This window comes from Streptomyces sp. HB132 (genome assembly GCF_016909575.1).
Lineage (GTDB): Bacteria > Actinomycetota > Actinomycetes > Streptomycetales > Streptomycetaceae > Streptomyces.
This window is the reverse complement of the sequence record NZ_JAFBGA010000016.1, coordinates 1-15,945: the sequence shown is the minus strand read 5'-3', so window position 1 is coordinate 15,945 and position 15,945 is coordinate 1. Positions and strand designations below refer to the sequence as shown.

General features: G+C 73.5%; 14 protein-coding genes and 1 pseudogene. 5 read left to right on the top strand and 10 right to left on the bottom strand.

Annotated features, from left to right (window positions below; translation table 11 throughout):
* Positions 1 to 8: 8 nt before the first annotated feature.
* The gene (locus tag JOC24_RS27100; RefSeq protein ID WP_205023030.1) at positions 9 to 1,406 is read left to right on the top strand and encodes an FAD-binding oxidoreductase; all 1,398 of its coding nucleotides are present in this window, start codon (positions 9 to 11) and stop codon (positions 1,404 to 1,406) included.
* Positions 1,407 to 1,506: 100 nt separating this feature from the next.
* The gene (locus JOC24_RS27095) at positions 1,507 to 3,135 is read left to right on the top strand and encodes a PucR family transcriptional regulator (protein WP_205023029.1); all 1,629 of its coding nucleotides are present in this window, start codon (positions 1,507 to 1,509) and stop codon (positions 3,133 to 3,135) included.
* A 4-nt stretch (positions 3,136 to 3,139) separates the two neighbouring features.
* Here the strand turns inward: JOC24_RS27095 and JOC24_RS27090 are convergent, their stop codons facing one another.
* The 5 genes from JOC24_RS27090 to JOC24_RS27070 form a co-directional block, all read right to left on the bottom strand.
* Positions 3,140 to 4,219, bottom strand: a complete 1,080-nt coding sequence (locus tag JOC24_RS27090; protein WP_205023028.1) for a glycosyltransferase family 4 protein — start codon at positions 4,217 to 4,219, stop codon at positions 3,140 to 3,142.
* Positions 4,220 to 4,393: 174 nt separating this feature from the next.
* On the bottom strand, positions 4,394 to 6,139 hold the full coding sequence (gene recN, locus JOC24_RS27085; protein ID WP_205023027.1) for a DNA repair protein RecN: 1,746 nt from the start codon (positions 6,137 to 6,139) through the stop codon (positions 4,394 to 4,396).
* Between the two features lie 83 nt (positions 6,140 to 6,222).
* Positions 6,223 to 7,146 carry an NAD kinase gene (locus JOC24_RS27080; RefSeq protein WP_205023026.1) on the bottom strand — a complete coding sequence of 308 codons (924 nt, stop codon included), beginning with the start codon at positions 7,144 to 7,146 and terminating at the stop codon, positions 6,223 to 6,225.
* On the bottom strand, positions 7,143 to 7,958 hold the full coding sequence (locus JOC24_RS27075; protein WP_205023025.1) for a TlyA family RNA methyltransferase: 816 nt from the start codon (positions 7,956 to 7,958) through the stop codon (positions 7,143 to 7,145). The genes JOC24_RS27080 and JOC24_RS27075 overlap by 4 nt, the downstream gene beginning before the upstream one ends.
* A gap of 7 nt (positions 7,959 to 7,965) precedes the next feature.
* Positions 7,966 to 8,280 carry a hypothetical protein gene (locus tag JOC24_RS27070; protein ID WP_205023024.1) on the bottom strand — a complete coding sequence of 105 codons (315 nt, stop codon included), beginning with the start codon at positions 8,278 to 8,280 and terminating at the stop codon, positions 7,966 to 7,968.
* A gap of 42 nt (positions 8,281 to 8,322) precedes the next feature.
* Here JOC24_RS27070 and JOC24_RS27065 point away from each other — a divergent pair, with 42 nt between their 5' ends.
* Entirely contained in the window at positions 8,323 to 8,670 is a 348-nt protein-coding gene (locus tag JOC24_RS27065) for an SCP2 sterol-binding domain-containing protein (RefSeq protein WP_205023023.1), read from the top strand.
* Here the strand turns inward: JOC24_RS27065 and JOC24_RS27060 are convergent.
* The 4 genes from JOC24_RS27060 to JOC24_RS27045 all read right to left on the bottom strand — a co-directional run bounded on the left by JOC24_RS27060 (position 8,654) and on the right by JOC24_RS27045 (position 12,784).
* A complete protein-coding gene (locus tag JOC24_RS27060) occupies positions 8,654 to 9,487 on the bottom strand; it encodes an ABC transporter ATP-binding protein (protein ID WP_205023022.1) in 834 nt (277 codons plus the stop codon). The two genes, JOC24_RS27065 and JOC24_RS27060, sit on opposite strands and share 17 nt — an antisense overlap.
* A gap of 56 nt (positions 9,488 to 9,543) precedes the next feature.
* On the bottom strand, positions 9,544 to 10,602 hold the full coding sequence (locus JOC24_RS27055; protein WP_205023021.1) for a FecCD family ABC transporter permease: 1,059 nt from the start codon (positions 10,600 to 10,602) through the stop codon (positions 9,544 to 9,546).
* A complete protein-coding gene (locus tag JOC24_RS27050; protein ID WP_374104529.1) occupies positions 10,599 to 11,660 on the bottom strand; it encodes a FecCD family ABC transporter permease in 1,062 nt (353 codons plus the stop codon). The genes JOC24_RS27055 and JOC24_RS27050 overlap by 4 nt, the downstream gene beginning before the upstream one ends.
* Before the next feature lie 95 nt (positions 11,661 to 11,755).
* The gene (locus JOC24_RS27045) at positions 11,756 to 12,784 is read right to left on the bottom strand and encodes an HAD hydrolase-like protein (protein ID WP_205023020.1); all 1,029 of its coding nucleotides are present in this window, start codon (positions 12,782 to 12,784) and stop codon (positions 11,756 to 11,758) included.
* Between the two features lie 72 nt (positions 12,785 to 12,856).
* Between JOC24_RS27045 and JOC24_RS27040 the strand changes: the two genes are divergently transcribed.
* Complete coding sequence (locus JOC24_RS27040; RefSeq protein ID WP_205023019.1) at positions 12,857 to 14,137, top strand: DUF1015 family protein; 1,281 nt, start codon at positions 12,857 to 12,859, stop codon at positions 14,135 to 14,137.
* Between the two features lie 137 nt (positions 14,138 to 14,274).
* On the opposite strand, the gene JOC24_RS27035 is transcribed toward JOC24_RS27040, so the two are convergent.
* A complete protein-coding gene (locus tag JOC24_RS27035; protein WP_205023018.1) occupies positions 14,275 to 15,036 on the bottom strand; it encodes a tetratricopeptide repeat protein in 762 nt (253 codons plus the stop codon).
* 30 nt (positions 15,037 to 15,066) lie between these two features.
* Between JOC24_RS27035 and JOC24_RS34060 the strand changes: the two are divergent.
* A pseudogene (locus tag JOC24_RS34060) lies at positions 15,067 to 15,945 on the top strand (hypothetical protein); the annotation flags it as partial.

Sequence of the window (15,945 nt, the reverse complement as noted above, 5' to 3'; positions counted from 1 at the left end):
GGCACAGCATGACGCCCCGAACGTCTCTCCCGGATGCCGCTCTGACCGGCCTCCGCTCCGATTTCGCCGGTGAGGTCCACGCTCCCGGCGACCCGGGCTACGACGAGGCCCGTACCGTCTTCAACGGCATGATCGACCGCAGACCCGCGGTGGTGGCGCAGTGCGCCACCCGGGCGGACGTCGCGCGGGCGCTCGCCCTCGCCCGTGACCGGGAACTGGAGGTCGCGGTGCGCGGGGGCGGTCACAGCGTCGCGGGCATGGCCCTGAGCGAGGGGGGCCTGGTGATCGACCTGCGCAGGATGAGCGGGGTGGACGTCGACCGGGACGCCCGGTCGGTCCGCGTCGGCGGCGGTGCCGTGATGAGCGACCTGGACCGGGCGACCCAGCCGCATTCCCTGGCCACCACGGGCGGGCGGGTCTCCACCACCGGTGTCGGAGGCTTCACCCTGGGCGGCGGCTCGGGGTGGCTGGAGCGCAAGTTCGGGCTGGCCTGCGACAATCTGCTGGCCGCCGACGTGGTGACCGCGGACGGCGGCACCGTGCGTGCGAGCGCCGACGAGAACCCCGAGCTCTTCTGGGCCCTGCACGGCGGCGGCGGCAATTTCGGCGTGGTCACCTCGCTGACGCTGCGGCTCCACGACCTGCCGGCGATGAGCATGGTGATGCTGCTCTTCCGCCCGGAGGACGGCCCCGAAGTGGTCGGGACGTACCGCGATGTGATGGAGCGCGCCCCCGACGAGGCGGGCGGCGCCTGCATCTACATCACCGGGCCGCCCGAGGAGTGGGTGCCCGAGGCGCTGGTGGGCCACCTCGTGTGCGCGGCCCTGATCACCTTCGCCGGCACGGAGGCGCAGGCCCGTGACGTGGCGGCGCCTCTGCTGGCGCTGAAGTCCGAGGCGGAGGTCGTCGACACGATTCCCTACGCGGACCTGCAGTGCCTGCTCGACGACCCGCCGGGCATGCGGAACCACTGGTCGGCCGAGTACCTGAACGGTTTCCCCGACGAGGCGGTGGCGGCCTTCTGCGGGAGCGCCGGCACTCTGCCCGTGCCCACGAACACACAGCATGTGCTGTTCCCCATGGGCGGCGCGGTGGCGCGGGGGCCGGCCGACTATCCGCTGCCCTGGCGCTCCTCCCCCTGGGCCGTGCACCCCTTCGGCGTCTGGGAGAGCGAGGCGGACGACGAACGGGTCAGGCAGTGGGTGCGCGGGGTGCGCTCCGCGATGATGCCGTGGGCGAACGGCGCCGTGTACCTCAACTTCATCGGCCGGGAAGGGCAGGAGCGGGTCATGGCAGGGTTCGGCGAGGACGCCTACGAGCGACTGTCGCGCGTGAAGGCCCGGTTCGACCCGGACAACGTGTTCCACCTCAATCACAACGTCAAGCCGGCGGTGGCCATGGTGTGACGGGGTCCGGCGGGCCGGGTAGCTTCCTGACCGGGGCCGTTCGCGCCCCTCGACGGGACGGGCGCGCGGGCGCACGAGTGGAAGCACGAGGCGGGATCCGGTGGAGACAGAGGGCGGGATCACCGTGCGGCGGGCGTTGGAGCTGCCGGGGCTGCGCGGCGGGCTCCCCGAGGTGCTGACCTGCGCGGAACGCCTGGACCGTACGGTGCGCTGGGTGCACGCGGGTGAGGCCCCGAACCTCCCCGCCCTCCTCAAGGGCGGGGAACTGCTGCTCACGACGGGGCTCGGCCTCGGGTCACGCCCCGCCGACCAGCGCGCCTTCGTCCGCAGGCTGGCGGACCGCGACATCGCCGCCCTGGTCGTGGAGCTCGGCCCGCGCTTCAGCCGGCTGCCGGCGGCGATCGTGGACGCGGCGCGGACGGCGGGGCTGCCGCTCGTCCAGCTGCACCGCGAGGTGCCGTTCGTGGCGGTGACCGAGGAGATCCACACCGAGATCGTCAACGGCCACTACGCCCTGCTGCGGCGGGCGGAGGAGGTGCACCGGCGGTGCACTCAGGCGGTACTGGGCGGCGGCGGGGTGCCGCAGGTCCTGGGGATCCTGGCGGACTTCGCCGCGAACCCGGTCTTCCTGGAGACTCCCGACGGCCGGCTGCTGTTCGCCGCGGGCAGCGGGACCGCGCCGGCCGGCGCCGATCCGCTTCAGGTCTGGGAGGGCCTGCGTGCGGCACGCGCGGCACGCGCGGCTCCCCCGGCCGACGCCGTCCTGGTGGAGGTTCCGGGAGGCGGGCACGGGACCGGTTCCGTGCGGGCCCGGCTGGTCCTGCTCGCGGTGTCGGGCCCGCTGGTGACGGTCCACCGGATGGCGGCCGAGCGGGCGGCGGGCATCCTCGCGGTCGTGCTGATGCAGGCCCGCCAGGAGGAGGAGGTCGCGGCGCGGGGACGCGGTGACTTCCTCACGGATCTCGCCGAGGGCCGGATCGCTCCCGGGGACGCCCCCGCGCAGGCCGGGGTGCTCGGGTTCAGGCCGGGCGGCGATCCGCTGCTGCCGGTGGTGATGCGGCTCGCCCCCGGGTCTGCGCCCTCGGGCAGCTGGGCGCTGCTGGCACGGGCCGTGGTGGAGGAACTCGCGGCGGTCGGCGCCCCGGTGCTCGTGGGGGTACGGCCGGTGGAGGGACGGGTTCCGCTGTTGCTGGCGCTGCGCCCGGGGACCACGCGCGCGGCCCTCGCGGACCGGGTGGCGGGGGCACTTCGGGCCGGGGCCGCGCGTGCGGGCCTGGAGGGGCCCGGGGACCGTACGCCGGCCGTCGTGGTGGTCGGGGCCGCGGGCGGCTGGACGGCGGCGGGCGCTGGGCTGCGGCACGCGGCGGAGGCGGCGACGGCCGCGCAGGGGCTCGGGGAACGCCCCTGGTACGACGCGCGCCGCCTGGACATCGACCTGCTGCTGTGGCGGCTGCGGGACCATCCGGACCTGGCGTCCTTCGTGGATCGGGCGATCGGACCGCTGCTCGAACACGACCGGACCTCGCGCCCCGCGCTGCTGCCGACCCTGGAGGCGTACGTCGCGCACGCGGGCCGCAAGGCGGAGGCGGCGCGTGAGCTGCACCTGAACCGGCAGACGCTCTACAACCGGCTGGCGCGCATCGGCGAGCTGCTCGGCACCGATCCGGACGACCCGCAGTCGGTGCTCGCCCTGAGCCTGGCCCTGCGGGCCCGCCGTCACACCCGCTGAGGACTCACGTCCGGCCGGCCGCCAGGGGCTGCGCCAACTCGTCGTAGACGGACAGCACGTGGGCGATCGTCTCGTCCTCGGTGGGCCAGCTCGCGGCCTGTGCGCGCCCGGAGTCCGCCAGCCGCTCCCGCCGCCCGGGGTCGCCGAGGAGCCGTACGACGGCGCCGGCCAGCGCATCGGCGTCCCCGTACGGAACGAACTCGGCCGCGTCGCCCGCGAGTTCGGGGAGCCCGTCGGCGCGGGCGGCGACCAGCGGGACACCGAGGCGGAGGGCCTCCCGGGCCAACAGCGGCCCGCCCTCCCCGCAGCCGGACAGTACGGCGATGTCGGCAGCGGCGAGGAGGTCACCGATGTCGTCCGGACCGCCGGCGAGGACGACGGGCAGGCCCTCCTCCGCGATCCGGCGCCGCAGGTCACCGGACCGGGGCCCCTCCCCCACGACGGCCAGCAGCGGCACCGGGTCGAGCGTGCCCCACTGACGCGCCGCGTCCAGCAGCGCGTCGTGACCGTGCTGAGCCACCGACACCAGCAACGGCCTTCCGACGGCTCCCAGTTCGGCGCGCGCCTTGCCGTCGTCGGGTGCGCCGGGGAAGCGCCCCGCGGGAATCGCGGCCGGTGCGAGCCGGGCGTCCCGGGCACCCCGGCGGCGGGCCCGGTCGACCAGCTCCCAGGAGGTTCCCAGCACCACCGCGGCCGCACGGGCGGCCCGCCGCTCCAGCAGACGCAGGAACCGGCCGCGGGCGCCGCCGGCGTGGGCGCGGGTGTGCCAGGTGACGACCAGCGGAATGCCCCGCCCGCTGAGCGCGATGCCCGCCCGTACGGCGGCGTGCAGCCCGTGGGCGTGGACGATGTCGGCCCCGGTGCAGGCGGTACGCAGGGCCGCGACGGCCGCGGGGTCGCTGCGCCGGGGCACCGCGACGAAGCGGGCACCCGTCGCGGGCAGGCCGTGGGCGCGGCAGGAACCCGCCGGGGCGCAGACGGTGACCTGCACGCCTCTGGCGACCAGACCTGCGGCGAGCGAGCTGACACGGGCGCTGCTTCCGGCTCCGCCGCCCAGGACTTGGACCGTACGCAGCTGTGACACGTTGATTGGCTCCCGGGGCTCCCGAGTCGGCGGTATGTACAGCGCCAAGGATGCCAGTCCGTACGCCTGTTCCGGGACTGACGAAACGTTGTTCCCGTCCTCGCACCGACAGCGGGACGGCCCGCCCCACCCGTACGAGTGAGACGGGCGGCGCGAAACTGACGCCAGCGGCCGCTATCCGTCGGCGCGCGCGGCCTCCAGCAGCTCCTCGGCGTGGGCCCGGGCGGTCTCCGAGTCCTCCTGCCCGGCGAGCATCCGGGAGAGTTCGCGCACCCGGTCCTCGCCCTCCAGGACCGTGACGCCGCTCCTGGTCACGGATCCGTCGACGGTCTTCTCGACCAGCAGCTGCCGGTCGGCGAAGGCCGCCACCTGCGGCAGGTGGGTGACCACGACGACCTGCGCGGACCTGGCGAGCTTCGCCAGCCGCCGGCCGACCTCGACGGCCGCCTTGCCGCCGACACCGGCGTCGACCTCGTCGAAGAGGTATGTCGGCACGGGGTCGGAGCCCGCGAAGACCACTTCGACGGCGAGCATCACCCGGGACAGCTCACCGCCCGAGGCGCCCTTGGCGATCGGCCTGGGCTGGGCACCGGGGTGCGGCGCCAGGAGGAGCTCCACCTCGTCGGCGCCGGACGGCCCGTAGACCACGCTCCGGCCCCCGATGTCGATGCCGGACGCCTCGTCCGGCGCCTCGGTCTGCCCGATGGCGAAGGAGACCCGGGCGTGCGGCATCGCGAGCGACGCCAGCTCCTGGGTGACGGCCGCCGCGAAGCGCGCCGCCGCCTCCGTCCGCGCGTCGGTCAGCTCCTGGCCGAGGACCGAGAGCTCGGCGCGCAGCGCGTCGCGTTCCGCCGTCAGTTCGCCGATGCGGTCGTCGTCCCCCTCCAGCTCCGTCAGCCGGGAGGCGCCGTCCCCGGCCCAGGCGAGCACGGCGGTGATGTCCTCGCCGTACTTGCGGGTGAGCGCGGTGAGCGCGGCCCGCCGCTCCTCCACGGCGGCGAGCCGCAGCGGGTCGGCGTCCAGCTGGTCGGCGTATCCGGCGAGTTCCCCGGCGACGTCGGCGAGCAGGATCGAGATCTCACCGATCCGGTCGGCGAGCGTGGCCAGCGCCGGGTCGTGTGCCCGCACGGCATCCAGGGACCGTCCGGCGGCGGCGACCACCGTGGTGGCGTCCACGCCCTCCTGGTCCTCCGGGTCGCCCGCGAGCGCCGTGTGTGCGAGGGCCGCGGCGGAGGCGAGCGCCTCGGCGTGCCCGAGCCGCTCGGCCTCCGCGGCGAGTTCGGTGTCCTCGCCCGGCAGCGGGTCCACGGCGGCGACCTCGTCGAGGCCGAAGCGCAGCAGGTCCGCCTCCTGGGCGCGCTCCCTGGCCCGGGTGGTCAGCTCGTCGAGCTCCGTGACGACCGCGCGCAGCCGCCGGTAGGCCGCCGCGTACTTGGTGTGCGGGCCCTCCACACCGCCGCCGGCGTACCGGTCGAGGGCCTGACGCTGCCGTGCGGGCTTGAGCAGTCCCTGCTGGTCGGTCTGGCCGTGCACGGCGACGAGTTCGTCGGCGAGCTCGGCGAGCACTCCCACGGGCACCGATCTCCCCCCGAGATGCGCGCGGGAGCGCCCCTCGGCCGAGACGGTACGGCTGATGAGCAGCGCCCCGTCCTCGATCTCGCCCCCGGCCTCCTCGGCGCGCACCGCCGCCGCGTCGCCCCGGGACACCGTGATCCGCCCCTCGACGACCGCGGCCTTGGCACCGACCCGCACCAGGGCGGGGTCGGCGCGCCCGCCGAGCAGCAGCCCGAGGCTCGTGACGACCATGGTCTTGCCCGCGCCGGTCTCACCCGTCACCGCGGTGAAACCGGGTGACAGCTCCACCACCGCGTCGTCGATGACTCCGAGCGACCGTATCCGCATCTCCTCCAACACGGACATGACCTTACGAGGTCCGGCGCCCGCCGCGCGACGGACCCCGGTGACCGGTTCACCCACGCGGGTGTGAGCAGCGGTCCGGGGAATCAGTGCGGAGCGCCCCGCCAGCCCTGTACGGGCAGCGCGAACTTGGCCACCAGACGGTCGGTGAACGACGCCTGGTGCAGTCGTGCCAGCCGTACGGGCACCGCTCCGCGCCGCACCTCCACCCTGGCTCCAGCGGGCAGCTCGACGTTCCGGCGCCCGTCGCACCACAGCACTCCGTGCGGGGTGTGCGGCTGGACCTCCACGGCCAGCACCGAGTCGGGAGAGGTCACCAGCGGCTTCGCGAACAGCGCGTGTGCGCTGATCGGCACCATGAGCAGCGCCTCGACCTCCGGCCAGACGACGGGGCCGCCCGCCGAGAAGGCGTACGCGGTGGATCCGGTCGGGGTGGCGCAGACGATCCCGTCGCAGCCGAAGCCGGTCACGGGGCGGCCGTCGATCTCCAGGACGACCTCGAGCATCCGCTCGGGCGAGACCTTCTGGACCGCGGCCTCGTTGAGCGCCCAGTCCGTGTGCACGACGTCGCCGTTGCTGTGTACGAGGACGTCGAGCGTCATGCGCTCCTCGACCTGGTAGGCGCGGGTGACGACCCGGTCGACGACCCGGTCCAGGTCGTCACGCTCCGCCTCCGCGAGGAAGCCCACCCGTCCGAGGTTGACGCCGAGCATCGGTACGCCCGACGCGCGGGAGATCTCGGCGCCGCGCAGCAGCGTCCCGTCCCCGCCGAGCACGATCAGCAGCTCGCAACCGTCCACGGCCGCGGGCGTCGCGTCGGTGACCGTCTCGACGGACGGCGGCAGCGGCAGGTCCGCTGCCTCCACGGCCAGCACCCGGACGCCCAGGCCGCTTTTCAGCAGGCCCTGGACGACGAGCTCGGCGCTGCGGATCGCGGCCGGGCGGCCGGTGTGCGCGAGCAGGAAGACGGTGCGTTCCGCGTTCCCTGGTTGTGCCGTATGCGTCGTCAACGGGGCCCCTCCGCCACTGCACGGTCGACATCCGCGGGATCCAGCTCAGGTGCGCCGGCCCGCAACCACAGAAAATACTCGACGTTTCCCGACGGGCCCGGCAGCGGGCTCGCCGTGACACCCTGGACGCCGAGGCCCAGCAGCCCGGCCCGGCGCGCCACCTCCCGTACCGCTTCGGCCCGCAGTTCGGGGCTGCGGACCACACCGCCGCTGCCGAGGCGCTCCTTGCCCACCTCGAACTGAGGCTTGACCATGAGCACCAGGTCGGCGTCGACGGCGGCGCAGCGCGCGAGGGCGGGCAGCACCAGGCCGAGCGGGATGAACGACAGGTCGCCCACCACCAGGTCCACCGTCCGACCGTCGATCTGCTCCACCGTCAGCTCCCGTACGTTGGTACGGTCCTTGACGGTGACGCGCTCATCGGACTGCAGGGACCAGGCGAGCTGCCCGTAGCCGACGTCCACGGCGACGACATGGCCCGCGCCGGCCCGCAGCAGCACGTCGGTGAAGCCACCGGTCGAGGCGCCCGCGTCCAGGGCCCGTCGGCCCTCGATCTTCAGCCCGAGGGGCACGAAGGAGGCGAGGGCGCCCGCGAGTTTGTGCCCGCCGCGCGAGACGTACTCGGGGTCGCTGTCGTCCTTGACGACGACGACGGCGGCGCTGGTCTCGACCTGGGTGGCGGGCTTGGTCGCGGTGTTCCCGCCGACGGTCACCCGCCCCGCGGCGATCAGCTGGCTCGCGTGCTCGCGCGAGCGGGCGAGCTTGCGGCGTACCAGCTCGGCGTCGAGGCGGCGACGTGCCACTCCTGCCACTTCTCGTTCAGCTCCTGTTGTCGTGCGCGGGCGTCGGTGCGGGTGCGGGCCGGGCGTCCAGCGCGGTCAGCTCGTCGCGCAGCCCGCGGTGTACATCCTCGTACACCTCGGTGTGGCCGTCGGCGGCGAGGTGGTCCGCGTCGGCCAGCCGCTGCAGCCGCGCGTCCACACCGGCGTGCCCGGTGGTCGTGCGTGCCACACCGAGGGGCGCGGGCGGGGCGGGGTCGAAGGAGGGCGCGGGAGGTACGGCGGGCGCCGGCGCGGCCGCTTCGCCCGCCTCACCCCGCTGTGCCGTGTCCGGCCCCGGCATCCAGTCGCTCATGCGGGAACGCTACCCCGAAGCGCCGGTGTACCGTCGGTGACGATGGCGACCATGGCGGAGTGCCGCAGCGCACTCGACACACTTTCCGACAATCTGGCGGGGGCCGGCGGCGACGTACGCCGTGCCGCCGATCTCGACCGCTCGTTGAGCTGCCACATCAGGGACCTCGACGCGACGTTCACCGGACGGCTGGCGGACGGCCGTATCAAGGTGCTGGACACGCACGACGGGCCGCCCCGCGAGAAGGCCGAGATCCGGCTCGCGATGACCGGGGACGATCTGGTGGCCATGGTCGGCGGCGAGCTGAACTTCGCGAAGGCCTGGGGGTCGGGCCGGGTACGGCTGGAGGCGGGCTTCCGCGATCTGCTGAAGCTCAGGTCCCTGCTCTGAGCCCGGACAGGCCCCGGACGGAGGCCTGGGCGCGCTTGCTGCGGGCTGCCGGCACCACCAGCGGTGTCCCCGTCTCGGGGTCGTCGATGACCTGGCACGGCATCCCGAAGACCTCTTCCACGAGCTGTGCGGTGACGATGTCGCCGGGCGCGCCCTCGGCGACGACCGTGCCCCCGCGCATGGCGATCAGGTGGGTGGCGTACCGGGCTGCGTGATTGAGGTCGTGCAGGACGGCGACGAGCGTGCGGCCCCGCGTCTCGTGCAGTTCGGCGCAGAGGTCGAGTACGTCGATCTGGTGCTGGATGTCGAGATACGTCGTCGGCTCGTCGAGCAGCAGCAGCGGTGTCTCCTGGGCGAGGGCCATGGCGATCCAGACCCGCTGGCGCTGGCCGCCGGACAGCTCGTCGACGTAGCGGTCGGCGAGCTCACCGACGCCGGTCGACTCCATGGACTCCTCGACGATCCGCTCGTCCTCGGGCGACCACTGGCGGAGCAGCCCCTGGTGGGGGTAGCGGCCGCGCGATACGAGGTCGGCGACGGTGATCCCGTCCGGGGCGATGGAGGACTGCGGCAGCAGGCCCAGCGTCCTGGCGACCGTCTTGGCGGGCATCCGGTGGATGGACCGCCCGTCCAGGAGGACGTCTCCGGCGTTCGGCTTCAGCATCCGGGAGAGGGCGCGGAGCAGGGTCGACTTGCCGCAGGCGTTGGGGCCGACGACGACCGTGAAGGAGTTGTCGGGTATCTCGACCGAGAGGTTCTCGGCGATGATCCGCTGGTCGTAGCCGAGGGTCACCGAGTCCGCGGTGAGGCGCTGCATGGTCGTACTCCCGAGGTCTGTGGGTGTGGGCTGCGAGGTGTCCGGTGCGCTCTGCTTCATATGCGTCCCGCCCTGCGTTCGGACACGAGCAGCCACAGCAGGTAGCAGCCGCCGAGTACGCCGGTGACGACGCCGACGGGGAGCTGACGGTCCCCGAAGACGTTCATGGCGGTCCAGTCGGCGACCAGCAGCAGGGCCGCCCCCGTGGCCGCCGCGGCCGCCAGGTTGGGGCCGGAGGCGCGGGTGAGACGGCGGGCGACCTGCGGGGCGCTGAGCGAGACGAAGACGATGGGCCCGGCGGCGGCGGTCGCGACGGCGACGAGCAGCACCGCGCAGCTCAGGAGGACGAGCCGGGTGCGTTCCACCCGTACGCCCAGGGCGTGGGCGGCGTCGTCACCCATCTCGATCATGCGCAGCGCCCGCCCGTGGCCGAGGACCAGGGGGATCAGGACGCAGCAGACCGCGAGCAGCGGCCAGACCTGGGCCCAGTCCCTGCCGTCCAGCGAGCCGGTCATCCAGACCACGGCGCGGGTGGCGTCGACGAGGTCGGCCTTGGTGATCAGGTAGTGGGTGGCGGCGGTGAGCATCGCGGCGGCCCCGATGCCGACGAGGACGAGCCGGTAGCCGTGTACCCCGCGTTTCCAGGCCAGCAGATAGACGGCGGCGCCCGTGAGCAGGCCGCCGACGACGGCACCCGCCGCGACCTCGGTGGGCCCACCGTGGAAGAGCACGATCACGATGAGGGCGCCGACCGCGGAGCCCTGGCCGAAGCCCAGGACGTCGGGGCTTCCGAGCGGGTTGCGGGACACGCTCTGGAAGACGGCGCCTCCGACACCGAGCGCGGCGCCGACGAGCAGTCCGACCAGGACCCTGGGCAGCCGCAGTTCGGTGACGATGAACTCCTGCTGGAAGGTTCCGCCGCCGAACAGGGTGCTGACCACCTGACCGGGTGACATGGCGTAGTCACCGCTCCCGATCAGTACCACGGCGGCGAAGAGCGCCGCCGTGACGAGCAGCGCGATCACGACGAACGCCCGCGCGTCCACGCGGAACGAGAGCCCGCCGTCCGTCCGCACGGCGTGGATCGTCTTCGTGGTGTCCTGCGCAGCCTTCACAGCTGGGCCATCCTCTTGCGGCGTACGAGATGGATGAAGACGGGCCCGCCCAGCAGCGCGGTGACGATGCCCACCTGCAGCTCCGAGGGGCGTGCGACGACCCTGCCCGCCACGTCGGCGCCGAGCAGCAGCACGGGCGCGAGCACGGCCGCGTAGGGCAAAATCCACCGCATGTCCGGGCCCGTGATGGTGCGGACCAAGTGCGGGATCATCAGCCCGATGAAGACGATCGGCCCGCAGGCTGCGGTCGCCGCCCCGCACAGCAGGGTGACGGCCACCATCGCGAGGACGCGGGTACGGGTCAGGTGCGCGCCGAGCGCCCTGGCCGTGTCGTCGCCCATCTCCAGCGCGTTGAGCGGCCGGGCGATGAGCAGGGACAGAAGCACGCCGAGCGCGATGAACGGCCACACCTTGCCGACGGTCTCCGTGTTGGCGGAGGCCAGGGAGCCGACGGTCCAAAACCTCAGCCGGTCCAGCGCGGCCGCGTCGAGCAGCTGCACGGCGTTGACGTAGCCGAAGAGCGCCGCGGTGACCGCCGTGCCGGCGAGCGCCAGCCGTACGGGGTTCGCGGACCGGCTGCCGCCGAGCAGATAGACGGCCACGGACACGATCGCGGCGCCGCCGAACGCGAACCAGACGTACCCGGTCAGCGAGGTGACGCCGAGGAAGCTGATGGCCGAGACGACGGCCGCCGCGGCGCCCGCGTTGACGCCCAGCAGGCCGGGCTCGGCGAGCGGGTTGCGGGTCAGCGCCTGCATCACCGCGCCGGCCAGTCCCAGGGCCGCTCCGACGATCAGCCCCAGGACGGTGCGGGGGACCCGCACGTCCCGTACGAGTACGTCGCCGCCGGTGCCCGAGTAGTGGAACAGACCGTGCCACACCTCGGAGAGCGGCAGGGCCTTCGCACCGATCGCGATACTCGCGAGGCACACCAGCACCAGCACGGCCGCGGAGACCAGCAGACCCGCGGCCCGTACCGCGTGGCGTCCGGCGCGTCGGCCCGTGTCCGGCGCGGCCGGGTGACCGGGATTCGATTCTGGGGGACTCTCTACCAACACCCGGTTAGGTTAGCCTATCCTGTCATTGGATCAATGCCCTGTATCCCCTGGGACAAGGGGGTCCCGCCCCGCCCCGCGCCGCTCGGTTTCCCGCTCTACAGGGCGAGACCGGTCACGGCCTTGTCCGCGTCCAGCGCACATGAGCCGTCCCCCGCGTGGGTCCACGCCGCCGCGCACAGCGCCCTCAGCCCGTCGATCCCGTCGCCCTCGCCGTCCAGCACGAGTGCGTCCGCGCGCACCTCGGCCGTCCAGCCTCCGCAACGGAACCGGCCGTCCTCCTCGGACACTTCGGGCTGACCGGTGAGCAGCCCCCGCAGGTCCCTGTCCACATAGGTCGGGCGGTGCTCGGGGCCGGCCGCGATCAGCTGCGCCGCGTCGGTCACCCCGGTGAGGACGAGCAGCGAGTCCACGCCGCCGTTGAACGCCCCCTCGATGTCCGTGTCCAGCCGGTCCCCTACCACCAGCGGCCGCTCCGCCCCGGTCCGCAGCACGGTCTCGCGGTGCATCGGCGGCAGCGGCTTGCCCGCGACCTGCGGCTCGGCACCGGTCGCGATCCGCACGACCTCCACCGCCGCTCCGTTGCCCGGAGCGATCCCGCGGGCCCCCGGAATCGTCAGGTCCGTGTTGGACGCGAACCACTCGGCCCCGCGTGAGATCGCGTACGCCGCCTCGGCGAACCGGCCCCACGCGAGATCGGGACCGCCGAACCCCTGCGCCACGGCCACCGGATCGTCGTCGGCCGACTCCACCGGTACCAGGCCACGCTCGCGCAACGCGACCCGCAGCCCTTCGCCGCCGACCACGAGGACCCTGGCCCCGGAGGGCAGCTGATCGGCCATCAGCCGGGCCACCGCCTGCGCCGACGTGATCACGTCAGCGGGTTCGGCCGGCACCCCGAGCTCCGTCAGGTGCTCCGCGACCGCGTCCGGTGTCCGCAGCGCGTTGTTCGTCACGTACGCCAGGTGCATGCCGCCCGCGCGTGCGGTGCCCAGCGACTCGACGGCGTGGACGATGGCGTGTCCGCCGGCGTACACCACCCCGTCGAGGTCGAGCAGGGCCGTGTCGTACGCCTCGCTCAGCGCGACGCTGCTCCCGAGGGGCCGGGACCTGTGCTGCTGACTCATATGCCTGTGCTCCTCTTTCCATGCCTCTCCCCCGATCATCGCCCATCACAGGAGCGCACTTACCATGCTCGGATGAACACATCCGGGCCCGCCGCCGGCCAGGGACTGCGGCTGATTCCCTTTCGCGGGCTGCGCTACGTACCCGAACGGGTCGGCAGCCTGGCGGCGGTGACCTCGCCCCCGTACGACGTCGTCGTCCGGCCCGACGGTCTTCACCACCTGGAGTCCGCGGACCCGCACAACATCGTGCGGCTGATCCTTCCGCAGGCCGGAACGGCCGTCGATCGGCACCGGCAGGCCGCCGACACCCTGAAGCGCTGGCTGGCGGAGGGCGTCCTCGCCCCGGACCCGGTGCCCGCGCTCTACGTGTACGAGCAGCGTGCCGGCGAGGTCCTGCAACGCGGTGTCATCGGGGCCCTCGCGCTCTCCCCCGCGCCGGAGGGTGTCGTACTGCCGCACGAGGACGTCATGGCCGACGTGGTGGAGGATCGCGCGGATCTGATGCGCACCGCTGCCGCCCACCTCGAACCCCTGCTCCTCAGCTATGCGGGTGACGGCGGGCCGAACGGAGCTACGGCCGTGATCGAGCGCGTGGTGAAGCGGCTCCCGCTCCTCACCACGACGACCGAGGACGGTTTCAGCCACCGCCTCTGGGCCCTCACCGATCCTGCGGAGCAGGCGGAGATCGAGTCCGACCTGTCCCACCGCCAGGCCCTGATCGCCGACGGCCACCATCGCTGGGCCACCTACCTCCGGCTCCAGGAGGAACAGTCCTCCCCCGGCCCCTGGGACTTCGGCCTCGTCCTGCTCGTCGACACCACCCGTTATCCGCTGCGGGTCCGCGCCATCCACCGGCTGCTGCACCGCCTGCCCGTCGCCGACGCCCTCCGCGGCCTGGACGGCCGCTTCCGCGTACGCCCCGTCGATGTCCCGCTGCCGCGTGCACTCGACGTCCTCGCCAAGGCCGCCGCGGAGGGCAACGCCTTCCTCCTAGCGGGCGACGGCCGTTTCCACCTGATCGACCGGCCGGACGAGCAACTGCTGGCACGCACGGTCCGCACCGACCGCCCGGCGGCCTGGCGCGCGCTCGACGCTACCGTGCTGCACTCCACGCTCCTCGACGACGTGTGGCGGATCCCCGACGCCCCGGAGCACATCGCCTACATCCACGACACGGCGGCGGCGGTCGAACAGGCGGAACGGCACGGCGCCACCGCGGTGCTGATGCATCCGGTGGGCGAGGACGTCGTACGCGATCTCGCCAGGCAGGGCGTCACGATGCCCCGGAAGTCGACCTCGTTCGGACCGAAACCGGCCACGGGTCTGGTCCTGCGGAGTCTCGGCACCGGCTGAGACCGGGGGCAGGCTCAGGGGATCGGTGGTCGGTGGTCCGGTTCGGTCGGACCGGCTTCGACGGACATCCGGGAACGCGGAAAGGGCGGCACCCTCGGAGGGTGCCGCCCTTTCCGTATTCCGTGATTCAGCGGCGGTCAGGCCTTCGTGGGTCCGTCCACGTCGTCGTCATCGTCATCGTCGTCGTCGGCGTCCCGGCCGTCGCCGTCCGAGCCGTCCACGTCGTCGGCTTCGGCCGTCGCGTCGGCGGCGGCCGTCGGGGCGGGCTGCTCGTCGTCATCGCCGAGCGCGTCGACGAAGTCCACACCGTCGAGTTCGGCCAGCCGGTCGGACGCGTCGGTCGCACCGTCCTTGTCGGCCTCCAGGGCCTTCCCGAACCACTCACGGGCCTCGTCCTCGCGGCCGGCCTCCAGAAGTGCGTCGGCGTAGGCGTAACGCAGGCGCGGCGTCCACGAGTGGACGGCGTGGGAAGCGAGCTCGGGACCCTGCAGCGTGACGATGGCGGCGTCGATCTGCCCCATGTCCCTGCGGGCTCCGGCGGCGACCAGGCGCATCTCGACCTGTCCGGCCTTGTCCAGCTTCTGCACCTCGGGCTCGCCGGCCATGGCCATGGCACGCTCGGGACGTCCGAGTCCACGCTCGCAGTCGGCCATGACGGGCCAGAGCTCGACGGACCCGGTCATCCGACGGGACGCCCGGAACTCCGCCAGAGCCTCGGAGTACTTCTGCGTCGCGTACGCCGCGAACCCGGCGGCCTCGCGCACCGCGGCGACGCGCGACGCCAGCCTCAGGGCGATACGGGAGTACGCGTAAGCCTGATCAGGGTCCTCGTCGATCAGACGGGCGACCATGACGAGGTTCCGCGCGACGTCCTCGGCAAGGGTCTTCGGCAGGCTCATCAGCTCCTGGCGGACGTCCTTGTCGATCTCGTGACCCGTGACGTCGTCCGGGATCGGCAGCCTCTTGATGGGCTCACGGTCCCGGTCGTCGCGGCCCTGGTAGCCACCACGGTCGTCGCGGCCGCGGAATCCGCCACGGTCGTCGCGCCGGTCGTTGTCACGACGCGGCGCACGGTCGCGGTCACCGCCACGGCTGTCGTCACGACGCTCGAAACCACCACCGCTGGGACGGCCACCACGGTCATCACGCTGCTGGCCACCGCGGTATCCACCACGGTCATCATCACGACGCGGAGCACGGTCATCACGACGGAAGCTGCTGGGACGGTCGTCGTCCCGGCGCGGGCCTCGGTCGTCGCGTCGGAAGCCGCCGCCACCGGAGCCGCCGCCGCGGTTGTCGTCGCGTCGGAAGCCGCCGCCACCGGAGCCGCCACCACGGCTGTCGTCGCGTCGGAAGCCGCCGCCACCGGAGCCGCCACCACGGCTGTCGTCGCGTCGGAAGCCGCCGCCGGAGCCGCCGCCACGGTTGTCATCACGACGCGGGGCACGGTCGTCGCGACGCTCGAAGCCACCACCGCTGGGACGGCCACCACGGTCATCACGCTGCTGGCCACCGCGGTATCCACCACGGTCATCATCACGACGCGGAGCCCGGTCATCACGACGGAAGCTGCTGGGACGGTCGTCGTCCCGGCGCGGGCCTCGGTCGTCACGACGGAAACCGCCGCCGCCGGAGCCGCCGCCACGGTTGTCGTCACGACGCGGAGCACGGTCATCACGACGCTCGAAGCCACCACCGGCCGGCCGGCCGCCGCGGTTGTCGTCGCGTCGGAAACCGCCACCGGAGCCGCCGCCACGGTTGTCGTCACGACGCGGAGCACGGTCGTCGCGACGCTCGAAGCCACCACC

Excerpts from the sequence above, each read along its gene's own strand:
- JOC24_RS27100 (WP_205023030.1), top strand. The coding sequence starts at position 9 with ATGACGCCCCGAACGTCTCTCCCGGATGCCGCTCTGACCGGCCTCCGC.
- recN (WP_205023027.1), bottom strand. The coding sequence starts at position 6,139 with ATGTCCGTGTTGGAGGAGATGCGGATACGGTCGCTCGGAGTCATCGAC.
- JOC24_RS27070 (WP_205023024.1), bottom strand. The coding sequence starts at position 8,280 with ATGAGCGACTGGATGCCGGGGCCGGACACGGCACAGCGGGGTGAGGCG.
- JOC24_RS27065 (WP_205023023.1), top strand. The coding sequence starts at position 8,323 with ATGGCGACCATGGCGGAGTGCCGCAGCGCACTCGACACACTTTCCGAC.
- JOC24_RS27060 (WP_205023022.1), bottom strand. The coding sequence starts at position 9,487 with ATGCAGCGCCTCACCGCGGACTCGGTGACCCTCGGCTACGACCAGCGG.
- JOC24_RS27045 (WP_205023020.1), bottom strand. The coding sequence starts at position 12,784 with ATGAGTCAGCAGCACAGGTCCCGGCCCCTCGGGAGCAGCGTCGCGCTG.
- JOC24_RS27040 (WP_205023019.1), top strand. The coding sequence starts at position 12,857 with ATGAACACATCCGGGCCCGCCGCCGGCCAGGGACTGCGGCTGATTCCC.
- JOC24_RS27035 (WP_205023018.1), bottom strand. The coding sequence starts at position 15,036 with ATGAGCCTGCCGAAGACCCTTGCCGAGGACGTCGCGCGGAACCTCGTC.